The organism is Thalassotalea sp. Y01, assembly GCF_012932945.1.
In the GTDB taxonomy this organism is placed as follows: domain Bacteria; phylum Pseudomonadota; class Gammaproteobacteria; order Enterobacterales; family Alteromonadaceae; genus Thalassotalea_A.
This window is the reverse complement of record NZ_JABBXG010000001.1, coordinates 100,604-117,169: the sequence shown is the minus strand read 5'-3', so window position 1 is coordinate 117,169 and position 16,566 is coordinate 100,604. Positions and strand designations below refer to the sequence as shown.

General features: G+C 43.6%; 6 protein-coding genes. 3 read left to right on the top strand and 3 right to left on the bottom strand.

Going from position 1 to position 16,566, the window contains the following annotated elements:
* The first annotated feature begins 33 nt into the window (after positions 1 to 33).
* Complete coding sequence (locus HII16_RS00430) at positions 34 to 3,192, top strand: TonB-dependent receptor (RefSeq protein ID WP_169126455.1); 3,159 nt, start codon at positions 34 to 36, stop codon at positions 3,190 to 3,192.
* A 125-nt stretch (positions 3,193 to 3,317) separates the two neighbouring features.
* Here the strand turns inward: HII16_RS00430 and HII16_RS00425 are convergent, their stop codons facing one another.
* From HII16_RS00425 to HII16_RS00415, 3 genes are all read right to left on the bottom strand, one after another.
* Entirely contained in the window at positions 3,318 to 3,602 is a 285-nt protein-coding gene (locus HII16_RS00425) for a SelT/SelW/SelH family protein (protein WP_211183353.1), read from the bottom strand.
* A gap of 24 nt (positions 3,603 to 3,626) precedes the next feature.
* On the bottom strand, positions 3,627 to 3,887 hold the full coding sequence (locus HII16_RS00420; RefSeq protein ID WP_169126453.1) for a hypothetical protein: 261 nt from the start codon (positions 3,885 to 3,887) through the stop codon (positions 3,627 to 3,629).
* A gap of 264 nt (positions 3,888 to 4,151) precedes the next feature.
* Complete coding sequence (locus tag HII16_RS00415) at positions 4,152 to 6,428, bottom strand: putative Ig domain-containing protein (RefSeq protein ID WP_169126451.1); 2,277 nt, start codon at positions 6,426 to 6,428, stop codon at positions 4,152 to 4,154.
* Between the two features lie 437 nt (positions 6,429 to 6,865).
* Between HII16_RS00415 and HII16_RS00410 the strand changes: the two genes are divergently transcribed.
* Positions 6,866 to 10,000, top strand: coding sequence for a TonB-dependent receptor (locus HII16_RS00410; RefSeq protein WP_169126449.1), 3,135 nt, complete (start codon positions 6,866 to 6,868; stop codon positions 9,998 to 10,000).
* 69 nt (positions 10,001 to 10,069) lie between these two features.
* Positions 10,070 to 16,546, top strand: a complete 6,477-nt coding sequence (locus tag HII16_RS00405; RefSeq protein WP_169126447.1) for a S8 family serine peptidase — start codon at positions 10,070 to 10,072, stop codon at positions 16,544 to 16,546.
* The last annotated feature ends 20 nt before the right edge of the window (positions 16,547 to 16,566 follow it).

Sequence of the window (16,566 nt, the reverse complement as noted above, 5' to 3'; positions counted from 1 at the left end):
TCGTTAACTTGCGGAAATATAAAGAGAATAAAAATGCAAAATAAAGTTACCGCGCCATTTAAGCGCACGCTGATTGCCGCAACGTTATTAACTGTATTCGCATCCGGTCATGCTATGGCCGATGCGACCACAGGTCATATTTCAGGGCAAACGATTACTTATAACGATGCCCCTGTTGAAGGCGTTGAAATAACCATTATTAATGTTAACACCGGTTACAGTAAAACCATTACATCTGATGAAGATGGTAAATATAGATTCCCATTGTTACCCGCTGGCACCTATAACATCATTGCTTATAAAGATGGTTATGTAGTGACAGAACAAAACAATGTAGAGGTTAATATTGGTGGTAAAACACTTATCAATATTGGTATGAATCAGGAAGGTGTCGAGCGCATTGAAGTTCGCGCGACCACAATCGCCAGTATTGACACCACCAATACTGAATCGGGTTTGGTTATTTCCAAAGATGAACTGGAACTTCTTCCTGTACCTCGTGATATGAGTTCAGTAGCCTTACTTGCACCTGGTACCAATAAAGGTGACGCAGCCTTTGGTAATTTGGTGTCGTTCCCCGGTGCTTCTGTTGCTGAAAACGCTTACTACATTGATGGCATTAATATTACCGATGTACGAACAGGTCTAGGTTTTAGTCAGCTTCCTTGGGAAATGTTCCAAGACTTTCAGGTTAAGACCGGTGCTTTCTCAGCAGAATACGGTCGCGCTGTAGGTATCATCAGTGCCACCACCAAAAGTGGTACCAACGAATTTCAAGGCGGTATTAATGCTCGTTACATTCCTGATGAGTTACGTGAAAACCGCCCTGATGTTAAGCGTACCGATATTGGTGCTGAACTTTATGGTACGGAATATTTTTCAATTAATCATGGCCGCACCTATGAAAAAGTTGATTTAGATATCTGGGCTAGCGGACCAATCATCAAAGATACCTTGTTCTTCTATGCGATCTATAACCCATTATTTGAAACTCGTGAAAACGCCAGTTTATGGCGATATACCGAAACAGATAGTGATGATGCGATTTGGGCAACGAAATTTAACTGGAATATCAGTGAAGACCACCGTTTAGACTTTACCTATTTTAACGATGAACGAGAATACGAAGTTAGCTCCAAGCCTTATGACTTAACCAACAAGGTGATTGGCAGCTATTACTTTAAACCTAGCATTAATGCTGAAGACGCCAACCATGGTCGTGTCGTGACACCTATCGTCGGGAACAACTTTGGTTCTTATGAGCAAATAGAGGGTGGTGAAAACTATTCTTTGAAGTACACAGGTTACTATCTTGATGGTGATCTGACCATGTCTGCAATGCTAGGCCATAATGAATCTCAAACATCGAATCGTTCTTTAGTGAATGAAGGCCAAACTCGAATTGTTGATAGCAAGACAGGTATCATTTTACACGGTCCATCGGTTGGTAATTTTGGTACGTCTCGTAATGAGCGTGATCAGTTCCGTATCGATTTCGATTATTTCTGGGGCGATCACGAGTTCAGATTTGGTGTTGACGTTGAAAATCTGGAAGCTTACGAAAACCGTGATGCTTACGGCTCTGGAACCTATACCATGTCTGTTGGTACAGACAATCTGATCGATTATTTGGAAGGAACTACTGATGTTATTTATCAGCAGGATAGCCATATCATTCAATCGGTTGATTTAAATAACAACGGTACTTATGAAACCGAAAACTTTGCGGTTTATATTCAAGATGAATGGCAAGTGAGTGATAACGTGGTATTGAACCTGGGTTTGCGTTATGACGAATTTACCAATAAAAACATCAATGGTGATGACTTCATCAATATGGATGGACAAATTGCCCCGCGCCTAGGTTTAGCATGGGATATTTTTGGCGATGGTGAATCGGTATTTACCGCCTCATTCGGCCGTTTTTATCTACCAGTAGCAACCAATACCAACATTCGTCTGGCCGGTAAAGAATTGTATGTCATCAAACGCGATTATCAGTTCGATAGTATTCCTGCTTCAGAGTTTGAAAGTATCGCTGATATCCTAGGTAACAGTGAACTAGATTTAATCGCCGCTGACGGCACCCTAAAAGATACGCGTCGTTTGGTTGATGCGGACATCGAACCTATGTATCAAGACGAATATACCATGAGTTTTGAGCAGCAATGGGACGATTATGTTTGGGGTATTCGTGGTACTTATCGCGAACTTGGCGAATCCATTGAAGATGTTACCGTACAACGTGGTTTGGAAAAATATCTTGATGAAGTATTTGATGAAGATTGTCCTGCCTGTAGTGGCTCACAAGCTGCGATGTATGTACTGACAAACCCAGGTTCATCGGTGAATATCTGGGTAGATACCGATAACTATGTGGATGAGAATGGGAATTTGGTTGAAGGGCCGAAAGAGTCGCGAAACTTTACCATCCCAAATGAATATCTACAGTATCCAGAAGCAGAGCGTAAATATATCGCTTGGGACTTAAAAATTACTCGCCCTTGGCAAGATGATTTTACTTTCTCTGCAACTTACACTTGGTCTCATTCATGGGGTAATACCGAAGGTTTGGTTGACTCCGATATTGGTCAGCGAGATGCCGGTGCTACGCAAAGTTTTGACTATGCGGCACTTATGGACCATTCGTACGGAGATTTACCGAACGACCGTCGTCATACCTTCAAATTAACCGGTGCCTATGCTTTTAATGAAGAATGGTCAGTCGGCTTTAATGCGACATGGCAAACGGGACGTCCAAATAACTGCTTTGGTTATCACCCTGATCCAGGTGCTGTGCCTTCCATTTATGGCCCAACATCTTTCTATTGTGAAGAAGAAGTAATAGACCCGGATAGTGATCCTGAAAATCCGGAATATATTGCTGAATCTGTGCCAAGCTCGCGTGGTTCAAAAGGTCGTACACCAACAACGTTTGTACTTGATTTAAGCTTAACTTATCAAACCACCATTATGGGTTTTGATACCAGAGCGCAATTACAAGTGCAAAACGTGTTTAATGAGATTGAAGCAACACGTTACTACGAAACCGGTGAAGTGAGCGACATTACTCTGCCAAGGTTAAAAGAAATTAACCCTGAGATGATCGCCAACACCCATCCCGACTATGGTCTGGTGTCATCAACGACGGCACCTCGTTATGTCGAATTGTCGATATCTGCTAGATTCTAGTGAGATAAAGACGACGATTAATACGCGTATAATAAAAAACCACAAAGTTCGCTTTGTGGTTTTTTTATATTCGTGTGTGCGCACTGACGATAGATGTTAACCATCAATCGCCTGCTGGCATGTCATTACGGGTGAGCTGATTTTCGGTCGATACAGCCTAAATCTTTGTTGGGGGCGATAGCATCACGCACACATTGCTTTAATTCGGTTATTTCTGGAAATCGAGCCATTTTTTTGCGCGACCAAACCAGTTTGCCATTGGCGACGATTTCAAAAATCCCACCATTGCCCGGACGCAATGTGAGCTCGTCAATGTCACCATCAAAGGTGGCCAATAACTCCTGCGCCATCCATGTTGAACGCATCAGCCAGCGACATTGAGAGCAATAGGTAATTTCTACTTTATTCATAATCGGATCTTTATCTTGTTTGTGCTAAAGCTTAAACAGCTTTTTCGTCAAACGTGATCCCGCGAATGCTATCGCAATCGCTAACACGAAATACAAGGCGACGAGGTAATTGGTAAAACTGGCTACATGAACCTTAGCGTCAGCCAGCAGACATTGACCGGTTTGATAATCAAAGCGTCCACCATGGTCTAAACAGTCGTCAACGATAGTGAACTCGTTAATTAGCAAGATAACCAAAACCGCAACGATGACACCAAAAAACATGGCAATGGAGTGCTTGTTCATAAACTTTTTATGATTCCTAATAGAGACTTGGTTGCTGGCCTATTAACTAGAGATGTAATGAATCCACCAAGTTGGGGTAAGTAACTTTGTCGGTCACAGATAGTAATGTACTGAAATAAACGGTATTGTCAATTTCCTTGCGGCCAAAATAGCAATAATGACTGATTTAGGGAGGCTCAATTAACTCAGACAAAACCGCAAACAAAACCACAGATAAAAAAGCCCGGTAATAAACCGGGCTTTTATCGTTAAAGTGCAGTGTTGCTATTGCTTACTTAACTCTTCTAGAAAGCTACCATTAGCAACGTAGTTACATCCTGAGGCGTTACAACAAGAGCCTGCAACGGCATCGCCATTCGACAACTCACCTGCTGCAACCTCAGGGAATTTACCGAAGGCACAGCATTTGCCATTGGATTCGCCTGTTAAACCGCGGTGGCTTTCAACACACAAGTTTGCCGGTACATTGCTACACATAAAGGTATTACGTACTACGTATTCAGGATCTTTAACCAATAGTGCTGTATCTAACCCGGCTTCTTCACAAATGTTTACCGTAGGGCCTAGGTCAGGTAACTCTTCACAGCCGCCTGCACCGTTGTCTTGTTCACCAACTAAACAGTTACCTTCAAGTAACCACGGAGTTAAGCTAACAAGTCGAGTCACAGCATACGTTAACGTTCCTGTTTCAACCATAAGTTGTGCACCCATAGACAAGTCTTGCTGGCCAATCCAGGTATAACGCATTGGCAAACCTGCACCATCATAATCAACTAATAGTCGACCTTCGCTGTCTACTGACCACGTGAAGTTGCTAACCGAACCTTTATTGTCAGTATTACCTGAGTTATCGGCATTAAAGTGATTTTCTACGCTGATTAAACCACGGTCTTCAATATACTTTTTCGCCGTATTGATGTGCTCTATTAAAATTGGTTTTGACTCAATTTCTACATTGCGCTCTATCAGCGTTTTATAATGGCTGTAATTAAAGTCGGCATCCCATAAGTTGATTTTGCCAAGCTTTGGTAGGTTAAACATTGGCGTGAAATCAGCAACTGGGTTTAACTCGTTAACCAAATCAGTAAACGATGCCTTGGCAACTGATAAGTACTCAAGATTTGTTAGGCCATTGATATTATCTAATGTACGAATGTTTTGGCCAGATAAATCCAAGCTTTTTAAATGCGAAAGTCCATATAGGTCAGTAATATCAACACCATCACTGTATGCAAAACCAAGAGAGGTTATGTTTGTCATATGAGAAAATTCGGTGAAGTCAACGCTACCCGCAAAGTATGAGTTGCTGATGTTTAATGATTCAAGCTCTGTAAAGTAGGCAAGGTCGGCAATACTGTCTACATTGCTAAGGCCGTCACAGCTGATATCAGTAATATTGTTTGTCGTGGCATTTTCACCGTGCTGTTCAATAATACAATTTTCCAATTCTTCGTTAGCAAACGTTAAGTCATTTAGGAAAGTAACTGTAAAGTCAGGGTGACCATCGCCGTCCGCATCAACACTTGCCGACTTATCAAGCGGAAAAGCATCGTTCATATCCAGAACCAAATCGTTATCTGAATCATCATCTTCTGAGTTGATGATGCCGTCGTTATCGGTGTCCAGATTGTCGCTGTTCGCTAACATCTTATTTTGGAAGTGATCAACCAACAATGCAGCACGTGAACTGATCATGTCTTTTTGTTGTGAAGACAGGGTTTCTGAATTAACAAAATCGCTTAGTAATTCAGCGCCATCAACAGACAGGTAGTTGGTGATTTGCTGTAAATATTGATATTCACCATGAGCGGCAAGAGTTGAGAAAGGTGAAATAACCGGCGCAACAGCATCAGTCGAGGCATCAAAATTTAACGCTGAAGTAGAAAGCGTAATAGGTGCTGAGGCAAAGTCATCATCTTGACGCGTTATGTCATCTGCACCTTCACCTAAATAAGCATTCATATTGGCCGCAGAGTACATGCCAGCCTGATCTGCAGTTAATAGAAATTCAAATTGGCCTTGCGCGTCACTGGTGACCACTAATTCATTTTCATCGTGTTGATTGTTTGCATTAGCGTCAAAGTAAACAAGCGCACCACTAATAGGGCCATCTAATACTGTACCGCTTACTTGCACCAGGTTGTTAATGGTTAGATCAAACGCAGTCAAATCCGTTGAAACTTTACCATCACTTACGCTAATGATGATGTCTGCCGTGATGCCCGCATCAGCCAGCGTCGGGGTTCCAGAAAGCGTACCAGTGGCGCTATCAAATGTTGCCCAATCAATATTCTTGTTGATTGAAAACGATAGAGAGTCACCATCACTATCGCTTGCAGAAGGCGTGAATGAAAATGAATCAAGTTCATTGATGGTTGAAACCTCTGGCGCACCGCTTATGGTTGGCGCAGCATTTGTTGGTGGATCTATAGGATCTATAGGATCTGGATCTGAGCCGCCGCCACCGCCGCCACAGGCGGTCATTGTCAAAGAGCCGGCTATCAGCATGGCTAATCGATGATGCTTGAATGGATTGTTCATAGTTTTCCCCGAGTTGAAATACGTTATCAACTCACCACTTTATAAGAGCAAATATTAGGCGGATGTTAAAAAGTGTAAATTTGCCGCTGCATAGGGAGGTTTGTTTATCCTTACACTTGCTTTTGAGTAGATAATATTCATTAAAAACAGAGGGTTATTTTAACTGTTTGAAGTTTGTCCAATTGTCAAAATTTCCACTCAATTGAAAGGTGTTACATAGGTTAATAAGTTGTTGTTTTTGTTATTTTTATGTGTTTGAAAATCGACACTTCCATAGGCGTTCATTCGTTAACCTTTTTTCACATATTTTCGCACTTAATTACATTAGTCTGAGGCTGCAATTTTTATCTCTGCAGCTTTTAATAAGTCTGGATGTCAGTGTTTATGAGGCCTGCAGGGTAATTTATAACGATAACTACACTGTATAGGCTAACACTATGAAATTAAGCTTGAACAAGTTAACAAGAGCGATGGGATATTCGTTGTTAACTTCGTCTCTGCTGCTCGCGCAAGCAGCTAGAGCGGAAGCTGAAAGGGATGCAAATCAGCAACAGAACAATGCAGTTGATGAAGTAGAAGTATCACAAGTTAACAATAACGACGTTGAAGAATACCAAGAAGCGGAAGAGGAAATTGAAGTATTTCAAATCACCGGTTCGCGCATTAACCAAACAACGCTAGAAGGACCTTTACCGGTTGAAGTCATCAGTGCCGAAGACATGCTCAAGGCAGGTAACTTGACGGTTTATGATGCCCTGCAAAATCTTTCGCAAAATACCGGTTCAGTAACCGGTGATGAGAACTCAAATGGTTTCACACCAAATGCGAAAGTATTAAATTTCCGTGGTCTAGGTCCTCAATACACCTTGGTTTTGATTAATGGTCGTCGTATCGCCAATTATCCAGCGGCGTATAATTCGAATGCGACGGTTGTCAACGTGAACTCGGTGCCAATGGCAGCGGTTGAACGTATTGAGGTTGTTTCTACCGGCGCATCAGCAATTTATGGCTCGGATGCAGCCGCCGCTGTTATTAACGTAATTTTGAAAAACGATTATGAAGGTACAGCATTAGGCGGTACCTTCGGTACACCGGATAATGTCGACGGTGATTCGTATCGTTTTAATATCGTAAAAGGCGTGGATTTTGATAACGGTAATGTTACCGCCGTTTTAGAATATGCTGATTCAGATACCATTTTAGGGCCGTCAGATCTTGATTACCCTTATGGCACACCAGTAATGAATCGCGGTGCCGCAAAAGTGCGCACTCTTGCATCACAGGGCTACGATGCCTTCTTTAATAACCTGCCTGCTGACTTGCAGCCTGATACCTATATTGATCCTGGTAAAGAGCTATGTGATTCATTACCTGGCCAGGAATATCAATATCGTGCCCGTGATGAAGAAAGCTCTATTCCTGGTTCATACGGCAGTTATTGCGGTTTTGATATCGGCAAGCGCAGCACTATTCGCAACGGTCAAACTAAAATCTCAGCAATGATTTCGAGCAATTTCGAAATTAACTCTGAGGTCAGTTTTTTCGCTGATGTGATTTTTACCGACATTGAAGCAGAAAATGATCGCGGCTACATCAACATTCAAGGTGTGGTTGAAGATCAAAGTTCTGCAGCACCTGTTTTCCAATTTGGTGAAGGTGATAACGCGGTATTAATTCCGGGTAATCAGTACGGCTATAACCATCACCTTGAAACACACTTGCGTTTAATGGGCTCAGAAGAGATTGGCGATACATCGACCAGTTTTGATGAGCAAGCGTTCAGTGTGTCGCTTGGCCTAGAAGGTTATGTATTTGATGACTACCAGTGGGAAGTGAGTTACACCCACAGTGAATACACCATGGATACCGCTCGTACGTTAGCGGACCATAAAATGGTTGAAGAGTATTTCTTTGGCGAAAAAGTCATGGTTAATAAAGACACTGAGCTGAGCTACTTCGGCTCACCTGTATACGATGGTAACGCCAAATTAGGTGTATTCGGCCCGCTAAATCAGCAAGCAATCGATGATCTTTTTGGTCGCGCCAAAGAAGAAAATAAAACCTACTCGTACATGACCACGGCGGTTCTATCTGGTGACTTATTTGAAGTTCCCAGTGGCTACGTGCAGTTTGCTGCTGTCGCTGAATATATGCACGAAGGCTTTGAGTATAACGCCGATGATAAGATGACCGCAGATCCTGGTGAAGGTTGGTATAACTTTGCCGGCTTTGGTGGTGAAGGTGAGCGTGACCGTTACTCAGCTGGTTTGGAAATCAAGGTGCCAATTCTTGATGACTTAAGCGCTACCGGTGCGATTCGTTACGATGAATATCATGCAACCGGTCCGGTAAACAGTGACTGGACTCCGGCGATCAGCCTTGAATATCGTCCACTTGATGATTTATTGGTACGTGCCTCATATTCCGGTATTTTCAGAGCCCCAGACTTACAAGCCATCTATACCGAAAGTTCATTCTACAGCGGTGGTACTGACTGGTTAGGTTGTTACGAGCAAATTTGGGCACCGGAAGGTGTTTCACCAGAAGAATTCTCTAATGGTCCAAATGCCGGTGTTTATCAATCTGCTTGTCGCAGTTTCTCGGCGACTTTCTTAGCCAATAAATTGCCAGCAAGCGATCTGAAAAACGAAAGCGGTACCACCTTTGGTATCGGTTTTGTGTGGGAGCCTATCGACAATTTATCTATCCAATTCGATTACTACGAAGTGGAAATCAATGATCAAATTCAACAGGCAAGCTTAAATGGCATTTTGTATGACGAGTTTGTTTGTGCATATGAAGATGAAGTCAGCGATAACGTTACCTTTGGTTGTGAGAAAGTCGATCAACTTATCGTTCGTACCCCGAGTGAAGACAGTGAGCTAAACCAAAGTAATCTGGAAAGTGTTAATACCACACCATTTAACTTGGCGATGCACCGTCAAACTGGTACCGATACCAAGGTTAATTACACCTTGTTCACTGAAAGTTATGGTGTGTTCAACTTTGGAATCAGCCATACCGGTATCATCAGCACCCAGCGCGATACCATTGAAGGCGACGGCATCCCGCCAGTTGAAATTCATGACCTTTTAGGTAACCCGGAGCCTATCGATACCATTATTGGTTCACTAGGTTGGGCTTACCAAGAATTCACCGCCAACGTTAATGTGCGCTACAAGAGTGGTTTAGGTCCGCGTCGCCCGCAACCGATTCAAAACGATGATGGCAACGATGCGCTATACGACATTGATACCGGTAAAGAAATCGACTACGTGTTTGACGAAGACGATATGCCGATTGATCCGAGTAGCGGTGAGCCAATCGAAAATGCAGAAAAACGTATATCACAGAAACGTTTAGACCCTTACATCACGACCAACTTAGTTCTTGGTTACACCTTCAACGAAGGTGATACCCGCATCAACTTCACCGTAAATAACGTGTTTGATGAAGAGTCACCAGATGACGATACCTTCCTGGCCCATGAATGGCCTTGGTACAACATTGGTGCCTACGCAGGTTCTGCCATTGGCAGAGAGTTCTATTTTGGTTTTGAACACAACTTCTAATAGCTCGCGTTATTGGTTGTGTGAATTGTTACGGGCAGATTATCTGCCCAATATGAAGAGGAATTTAAGGTGAAATTAAAGCAAATAGCTATAGCAGCTTGCTCCACGCTCTATATGGGCGCGGTTGCAGCATCTGCTGTTACCTTACCCGAAGTAAAAGATCGCATTGCACTACCGGATCTTGCAAATTCCGGTTTGCCTGACAACTTGAAACAGACTCGTTCTTTCGAGCATCAGGAATTACCAACGTCAACAGACTCAAAATTGTCGTCTGTTAACCGTATTACTGGTTTACCTTTGGTTGGCGGTGTCAATCAGCATATGTCTCAACCGGTTAAATTTACCCCTGAAGAGGGGATTGAAGGTGAGCATCGTTATTTTATTACTCTGCAAGATCGCCCGGTTGCGCAATATACCGGTGGCATTGCTGGATTGGCAGCAACGAATCTAGCAACGGTCGCCAAGCAAGGCTTAGGCAGTTTAATTGCCGGTGCTGATGGTCACGTTGATCTTAGATTTATTAAAAAATCGGATGCTTATCAAATACGTGTTGAGAAGTACAAACACTACTTGCGCGCTAAGCAAGACAGTTTTATTAATGCGGCAAGCAGCTTAGGATATGAACTTGAAGCTCAAACCTCATATGATACGGCGATCAACGCCATTACTGTCGTGCTAACGCAACAACAAGCGGCGCATTTAGCGGAGCTTGCATCGGTGAAAAATATTCATCGTGTTACAGCCCACCAGGTACAAACGTTGGTTAATGCTGACAACGATGTTACTGGTGCTCACGATATCATCAACACCCACCATATTTGGGAAATGGGTGCTAAAGGTGAAGGCATCATCGTTGGTGTCAGTGATACTGGTATCAATACCGACCACCCATCGTTTGTCGACTTTGGTGGCCAACGTTTTTATACCGATGAAAGCGGCGTCACATGGGAAGCCGTTGAGCTATATGACCATGTTAATCCATGGGGCGAAGGTAACTATGTCGGTGATTGTAATAAGCATGGCTTTGAGCACATGTGTAATGACAAGCTTATAGGTGTTCGTTCATATGAACGTTTAACAGACCAATACAGTAAAACTGATTTGATCAATCACATGCTTGAAGAGCGTGAATTATCTTATGCTGATTTACACCAAGAGAATGGCCGCTTTTACGCAGTTCCACCGGTAGGTGAAGATCATGCCGGTCACGGTTCACATACCGCTGGTACCGCTGCGGGTAATGCCATTAAAGATGTTCATCACTTATATCGCGCCATTGAAGGTCCTGGTTTAAAAGCCTCTGAACAGCCAATTGGTAATGTCAGTGGTGTCGCGCCACGCGCCAACATCATTGCTTATCAAGTGTGTATTTCAGCCAACAGTAACTCGGGTTATGCCGGTTGTCTTGCCGACGTTATGGTCGAAGCATTAGAAGATGCGATTGAAGATGGTGTTGATGTAATGAACTGGTCATTGGGTGGTGCGCCATACGATGCCTGGGAGAATCCATTAGGTCAGGCGTTTTTATCTGCTCGCGAATCGGGCATGCACATCGCTGTTTCTGCAGGTAACAATGGTTATCAAGGGTCGGTAAAACATGCTGCGCCATGGATAATGACCGTTGGTGCGACGCAAACTAACCGTCGTGAACGCACAACCTCTGACGACAAAATGACAACCGGTTCGGTTGTTCCTGCAAGTATCGATGGTGAAGAATTTCCTATCAACTTGAGTCAAGCATGGTACAACATTTCTGGTGATCATGAAGATGGTCGCGCTGTATTAGGCGAGTTCATGGGTACCTGTGTTGAAGATGATTGTGCAGAAGGCCCGGTGTGTAAAGTTGGCTTTGAAATGCTTGACGATGATTTGTGTTATCTGGAATGTAAGGACGATGAGTTCCGTGATCCAGATACGCTATCATGTGACAGTTTTGAGATTGATGACTTACCGGATCAAAAAGACCCTGCCAATTGTTTGATTGGTACCGAATGGGTCGCACAAGACGAAGTGGGTTCTGGCCAAGAGTGGGGTTGTTTAGATATCAACCGTAACGTTCCAACTAACTACACAACCCGTGAATCAATCTGTCTTAGTAATGATGATGTGATATTCCCATCATTAACAGATTCTGGCTCGCCTTATGAGCAAAAAAGCAAACAACGTTTTTATTGTCCTGATGTCGAAGTAGATGATGCTCACCCTAATTATCGTGGTCGACTCGGTGGTTCTAAAGGTGTGGTTTGTGCTTACGGTGTTGAACCGTACATGGAAACCGAATTCAACAATGGCTTCACTTGGAATAACAAAAACGCCATCGTTTATTGGGATGGTGACTCTTGTAAAGACAGCGAAGAAGAAAACTGTGTACCAGAAGATAGAGATGGTGATGGCGAAAACTCAACCATTGATGAGCCAACGCTAGGCCAATGTCGCGTACGAGCGCCAGCCGATCGTGATGTTGATTACAGTATCTATGAAAACAGCACAGGCCCAGGTGCATCAACTGATAGTTTTGGTGTTATTGCAAATCGCCCAGTGATCACCGATTACAAAGCGCCAACACCAACGTTTAAAGGTTCGAGCAAGGCACCTGACTCAAGCGTGCAATCACGTGCGGTTGGCTTGCAGCCTGAAATGCGTGTATTTGAAGGTGACCGTTATTGTGAAAACTTGCACGAATGGCGTGATCCGCATAACCCGCAACAACTTTTCGATTTTGATAATGCTGTGGTGTTTTGTGCCCGTGGTAACGGTAACAACATTAGCTATTTACAAAAGAGTAAAAACGTTATTGAAGTTGCAGAGCGCGATGCCGAACTAGCCGGCCGTGCAAGCGATGAAATGCAGGCATCGATAGTGGTCTATAACGATGTGGAAACATACGGCAGTGTGTATCAATTCCCAGCGGATATCCCGTTTGTAAATGTTCGTTTTGACTCTTGGGTGACTGACTTTGCTCCATTCTTTAAAGGTGGTGATGTGCCATCAAGCCTGACGGAGCTGCAAAAAGATCGTCGCATTACGTTATCGTCACAAACTATTGAAGTTGTGCCTATTAACGAAGACGACGAGCGTATTAATCACACTTTAGCCAACTTTACCTCAAAAGGTCCGCATTATTATCAAGAAGATTTAATGCCTGTTCAAGTGATGGCGCCAGGTGTAAATATCTATGCTCCATGGACGGATAATGCAATTTTAGACAAAGGTTGGAACTCTGCAGATTGGGCGTTCAACAGTGGTACATCAATGGCTACACCAGTTGTTGCTGGTACATTGGCTATTCTTAAACAAGTTCGCCCAGAGTGGACTCAACACGAACGTGAATCAGCGCTTACCATGACCTCTGGTGAAGTGGCCTACCGTACCGTTTACATGAATGAAAATGATTATGATGAAAATAATCCAGATCATATTAAATCGGTTGGTTTAGTTCCTGCAACGGATGAAAATGGCGAGCTAGTCTACGACGAAGATGGTGTATTGGTGATGATCGAAATCTCTCAATACATGAAAGTTATCAACGTCAGCTCATGGCATGTTGGTACCGGCATTATCAATCTAAAATCAGCGATTAACTCTGGTTTGGCACTTGATGAGTCGCTCGACAATATGATTGCGGCAAACCCAAGCGCCGGCGGTGACGCTCGCCAATTGAATATGCCGTACATGTTTGATGGTAGCTGCCCTGAAGTGTGTACTTGGTTACGTACCTTTACGGCGAAACGCGCAGGTCGTTGGACAGTGAATATTGAGAAGCTTGATGCAGCGGTACAAATCAGCTCATCAGTGGATAGCTTTGAATTGAGTGAAGGCGAGACCATCACCATTATGTTCACCGCTAAAATTGATCGTAGTATTGCCCAAGACCAGTCTGACTATGTCACTAATGGTACCGGTTACACCGGTGGTGAAGTGCGCCTTGTCGCCGATGATATCAGCATTCCTGACGTTCGCTTACCTGTAGGTGTGTCATTAGATAATGACTCATTACCAACCTTGATTCAGGCACAAGCATCATCTGAAACGGGTCGATACCCAGTGGATTTAAGCATGCCTGCGATGTCAACGGATAGCATGATTTCTAAGGTATATCATCAAGAAAACATCAAATACATCAATACTGATGAACACGGTGAACTTGCTAAAACAGGCAGTGGTGTGGTGGAGCTGCAAGCAAGTACTGGTTATGGTCAAACATGGTTAGGTCGTGTTGAATTACCACTAGATGAGACCAAGCTTAACTTTGACTTTGCAACCGCACATAAAGAAAAATCGGCCAAATTGATTTGGGTTGATGTGCCAGAAAACACCAAAATGCTGGCCATTGATGTGCTAGGAAAAGTAGCCACCAATGCACATTCTTTGCCTGAGTTACAAGCTGCACAAGGTACGCTGATGATGGCGGTTGGTCGCGACATGATCAATCCGGGTCAATTAGACTTTGAACACGAAGGTAGCTGTGCCTCTATGGCAGAGAACCTACGTAACTTCTGTTACATCATCGATCCACAACCTGGTCGTTATTGGGTATTAATGCAAAACGTGAACGATAGCTTCCCTGGTTATTCGTCATGGTTATTGGATACCTATGATTACGCGGTATCTGTGGTATCAGACGATCTATCAAGTCACATGATTTTAGATGCGCCACAAACAGCTAACCCAGCACAAGGTGCGCTGCAACTGGATCTTGTATACAGCTTGCCGATGAAAAAGCATGAAGCGCGTTTTGCTGTGGTTGAGTTATTCTCTAATGAATTTGCCACTGCTGCCGATATGGGCACCGTGCCAGTACGTTTGTATCGAGAAGATGACCCAGTATCGATTAGCTTCGAGCGCACTCGCGCCCTTGAACTGCAAGACAATGTTGTATCTGCAGCACCTGGCAGCTATATGAAAGTGAACTTGGATGTTGCGCAAAATATGTCGGGCTACGATCGTCCGGTAAGTCTGAAAGTCGATTTACCTGAAGGTATCACCTATGTGCGTGGTGCCATCAGTGGCGATGGCCGTTTTGTCACCGGTTATCAGGAGATGGAAAACGGTGAAGGTATGGAGTTGTCTCTATATCAACCTAATACACATCGTCTTGGTAAAGGTTATGTGATGACCACCAACATCGATCCGCAAGACCCGAAAAACAGCAATCATCCATATGTGATTGATGGCAGCCATAGATACAGTGCGCAGTGTCGCACACCAGCGGTTGGCAACTATTATGATGGTTCAAGTCCTAATGGTGGCTATGTCGATTTGGCCAAGTTAAATCCTCTTTATGCTCGTAACATGTGGGGGGAAGACACCTATGTTGATTTAGAAAAATTGTTCTATTTCGACAGCCGTGGTTATGACGTTAGTTTGTATGACGGCCCTCGTCGCCATAGTGAATTTAAAGTATCGCCACGTGGTTATGTTTCTGCAGGCATGGGGGCATTTGTAGATACCAAATTCTTCAGCCCACTTATTTGGCCAAGCAATGAAGTATTAATTGCGCCGCTTATGCGCAAAGGTGTGACCTATGAGCAAACGGTTGCATTGAAATCTGGTCGCGATCTATTGCCAGGTGAAAGCCCGGACGTAGTTGAGGGGATGAGCATGGCATTATTCGCCGATGGCATCGAATACAAAGCGATGATCGAATGGGATAATGCCCATACGCAAGACGCTGGTGTTCGTTTAGATGATAACGTTGACTTCCAAGCTTGGTTTGATTTAGAGCATTCGCATTTACCGGGTAAATACGAGCTTATTTTTGCCTACGACAACGTCGATATGATGGCACCCGATGCCAACTTTAATCGCAGCGATGTCATTGGTTTTCAAGGCCTTGAATCGGATATTCATTTCTTTGGTTTGATTAAGCCGCCAAGACGTGAGTTCTTTGCCTTTAATAACATTGAAGAGGTGATTCACGACGATTTGGTTATCTGTTACGACTATTATGGCCCAGACTACAGTGCATCAGAATTTAGCTTCTGGGTACGTGTCGATGATCAAAGTGCAGGTGAAGAACTGGAACTGAACATTGAAGCGGCGGTTGGAGGCTCGGTTGTCGATCAAACCTATATCGTTAATGTGCCAAGCCAAATTACCATTGGTAAATTCAATAGTGTGGTTCTAAATCAAGGTAGCAGCATCAATGTACCGGTATTTTATGCTGATTCAAATGTCACCTCAAATACCATCCGTGCATACAGTGACGAATTAAATTTGTCGGTTGATGGCAAAGTGTCTGGTTCGATGTTGACTATTGATGCTAACTGTTCATTCACCGGAGAGACGCAAATCGAAGTGGAAGTGGTTGATGACTACAACAACGACGATCGCGCAATGGCTGTGATTGATGTCACCGTATTGGCAACATCAGGTTTTTCTGGTGACGAATGTAGCACCAGCAAAGACAGCGATGAAACGTCAACAGAAGAAGAAATCAAAGATAAAGAGCCAGACTCAGATGATTCTTCAGGTGGTAGTTTCGGTGTTTGGATGCTGCTGTTCAGTCTGTTGGCAGTATTACGTTTCAGAGCTATTAAAGGTTAAAGCGAATAGGGCAGCATTAG